This window comes from Nitratidesulfovibrio oxamicus, assembly GCF_015731765.1.
In the GTDB taxonomy this organism is placed as follows: domain Bacteria; phylum Desulfobacterota; class Desulfovibrionia; order Desulfovibrionales; family Desulfovibrionaceae; genus Cupidesulfovibrio; species Cupidesulfovibrio oxamicus.
Map to the genome: position 1 here is coordinate 1 of NZ_VRYY01000314.1, position 3,014 is coordinate 3,014.

Sequence of the window (3,014 nt, forward strand, 5' to 3'; positions counted from 1 at the left end):
CCCTGCGGCCTGCTGCGGCCGGCGCAGGCGGCCCCGCTGAAGGGCGGCGGCTACGCGGGCGGCTATGCCGTGCACCGGCAGGTGTGCCCGCGCAACTGTTACGACACCTGCATGATGCTGTCCCACGTCAAGGACGGGCGTGTGGAATTCGTGGAAGGCGACCCCGCCTGCACCTTCACCGGGGGTGGACTGTGCGTGAAGGGCAACTCGTACGTGGGCAGCGCCTACAGCCCCGACCGCATCAAGTACCCCATGGAGCAGCAGGGGCGCGGCACCGGCAAGTGGAAGCGCCTGAGCTGGGACGAGGCCATCGACAAGATCGCCCGCAAGATCGTCGAGTGCAAACAGAAGGACGGCTCGCTGCTGGGCGTGGGGCTGAACCGCCTCTCCGGGCACCAGGGCGTCACCCCCAACGTGGCTGACGGCATGTTCGCCTCCATGGGCCACATCACCCGGCTGGTGGGTACACCGTGCTGGCCCGCGGGCATCGACGCCCAGTCGTACGACATGGGCAAGATGCTGGCCGACGACCCCGAGGAAATGCCAGAATCGCGCTACGTCATCCTGTGGGGCGGCAACCCGGCATACTGTTCCATCCACTCCATGAAGTACGTCTACGCCGCCCGCGAACGCGGGGCCAAGATCCTGTGCATCGACCCGGTGTTCACCCAGACGGCCGCCAAGGCCGACGAATACTGGCAGATACGTACCGGTACCGATGGCGCGCTGGCACTGGGCATGTGCCGCCACATCCTGGACAAGGGGCTGGCCGACCAGCACTGGCTGGCCGCCAACGCCAGCGGCTACGACGAATTCGTAGCCTACCTGCGCGACAACGTCACCGTGGAATGGGCCAGCAAGGAAACCGGCATCCCCGCGGACAATATCCGCGCCGTGGCCGAGGAATTCGCCACGGCGAAACCCGCCACGATCTGGATGGGCTACGGCCTGCAACGCCACACCAACGGCGGGGCCACCATCCGCAGCATCGACGCCCTGTGCGCCATGACCGGCAACATCGGCGTCACCGGTGGCGGCGCGCGCTACGGCAGCCTGCTGAACTACGTGTTCACCGGGGCGCACGGCGCGTTCCAGCCGCCCGCAGGGTCCGTGGGGGTGCAGACCACCGCGCCCGACGGCAGCGTGAAAAACGCCCGCCGCATGCTGAACATCAACAAGATGGCCGAAATGCTGCTGACGACGGACAACCCGCCCGTGCGCCTGTTGTGGGTCACCGGGTGCAACCCCGTCTCGCAGATATTCGACCACCAGAAGATGCTGAAGGCCCTGGCGCGCATGGAAATGACCGTGGTGGTGGACCTGTTCTTCAACCAGACCGTGGAGCAGGCCGACATCGTGCTGCCCGTGACCACCCTGTTCGAGGAATGGAACGCCAACGCCGGCTACTGGCACCGCTGGGTGGGCATCAACGAAAAGGCCATCGAGCCGCTGCACGAGGCCAAGTGCCAGGTGGACATCGCCAAACTGCTCACCGCGCGGCTTAACCAGCTTTCGCCCGGCTTCAGCACCTTCCCGGCAGACGCGGACCCGCGCGCCCTGCTGATGGCCGAATGCGGCCAGGCCATGAAGGACCACTTCGGCATAGCCTCCATGGAAGACCTGCTGAAGGCCCCGGCCAAGGCCCAAAAGCCCGGCCCGGCGTGGTCCGACGGCAAGTACCTGACCCCCTCCGGCAAGTACGAGTTCAAGTCGGACATCTGCGCCAGGAACGGCTTGAACGCCCTGCCGGTGTACGTGCCGGGGCGCAAGCCCTTCGGCCCGCTGCGGGTGCTGACCCCGCACGCCAAGTTCGGCCTGCATTCGCAGTTCATCAACCTGGAATGGATGGAAGACTTCAACCCGGAACCCATCGTGTACATCCACCCGGAAACGGCGGCGGCCCGCTCCATCCGCGACGGCGACATGGTCGAGGTCAAGGCGCGCACCGGGGCCACCCGGCTGCGGGCGCGGCTGACCGGCAACATGCCGCGCGACCACATCCTGCTGTACGAGGCGTGGTTCCGGAACAACACGTACAACTGCCAGAACCTGGTGGACGAGGAAAGCGCCGACATGGGCGAATGGAAGACCGGCGCGCCCGGCGTGGCCATTCATGACCAGTTTGCCGACGTGGCGCGCGTCTAGGAGCGGGAATCATGAAAAAGCAACTCGGTTTCCTCGTGGACACGGAAAAGTGCATCGGCTGCTTCACCTGCGCCATGGCATGCAAGAACGTGTACCACCAGCAGAAGGGCATCGTGTGGCGGCAGGTGCACCCCATGGGTGAATCCATCTACCCCCACCGCGAACGGGCGTGGCTTTCGCTGGCCTGCAACCACTGCGAAAACCCGGTCTGTCTCGAACAGTGCCCGGTGAAGGCGTACACCAAGCGCGAGGACGGCATCGTGGTGCACGACCAGGACGCCTGCATCGGCTGCGGCAACTGCGTGCGTTCGTGCCCGTACGGCGCGCCCAGGATGAACCCCGTGGAAAAGCGCGCCGAAAAGTGCAGCATGTGCTGGCAGCGCATCGACGCCGGGCTGGACCCGGCCTGCGTGCACAGCTGCCCGGTAGGGGCGCTGTCCATCGCGGACATCTCCACCGCCCGGCTGGACGGTTGGGTGCAGTACCCGGCGGGCTATCCCGAACCCAAGCGGCTCAACCCCTCCACACGCTTCAAGGCCCCGCGCCAGCCGCGCGAGGTACGGAGGAACGACGCATGAACTCCATGGAACTTCCCCTCGTGATCTTCACGGTGCTCAGCCAGGGCGCCGTGGGGCTGGTTGCCCTGACGGCGGCCCGGCAATGGGCCACAGACGGCGGGTCCGACATGGCCCAGGCCCCGCGCACGGCATGGCTGACGGCCGTTGTGCTGCTGGCGCTGGGCGCGTTCGCCGCCATGTTCCATCTGGGCCACATGGGCGGCGCGGTGCGCACCCTGGCCAACCTGGAATCGGCGTGGCTCAGCCGTGAAGGGCTGGCCCTTGGCGCCACCGGCGCGCTGCTGCTGGCGG

Annotated in this window: 3 protein-coding genes; all 3 read left to right on the forward strand. The window is 66.9% G+C overall.

The features are described 5' to 3' along the window. Nucleotides 1-2,145, forward strand: a 2,145-nt coding sequence (locus FVW20_RS11020) for a molybdopterin-dependent oxidoreductase (RefSeq protein ID WP_196609601.1), incomplete at its 5' end; no start/stop codon positions are given. 11 nt (nt 2,146-2,156) lie between these two features. Then, nucleotides 2,157-2,723, forward strand: coding sequence for a 4Fe-4S dicluster domain-containing protein (locus tag FVW20_RS11025; RefSeq protein WP_196609602.1), 567 nt, complete (start codon nt 2,157-2,159; stop codon nt 2,721-2,723). Nucleotides 2,724-2,728: 5 nt separating this feature from the next. Further along, nucleotides 2,729-3,014, forward strand: a 286-nt coding sequence (locus FVW20_RS11030; protein WP_231039044.1) for a DmsC/YnfH family molybdoenzyme membrane anchor subunit, incomplete at its 3' end; no start/stop codon positions are given.

Bases quoted from the DNA above. Each gene is read 5' to 3' on its own strand.
- FVW20_RS11025 (WP_196609602.1), top strand. From the start codon at position 2,157: ATGAAAAAGCAACTCGGTTTCCTCGTGGACACGGAAAAGTGCATCGGC.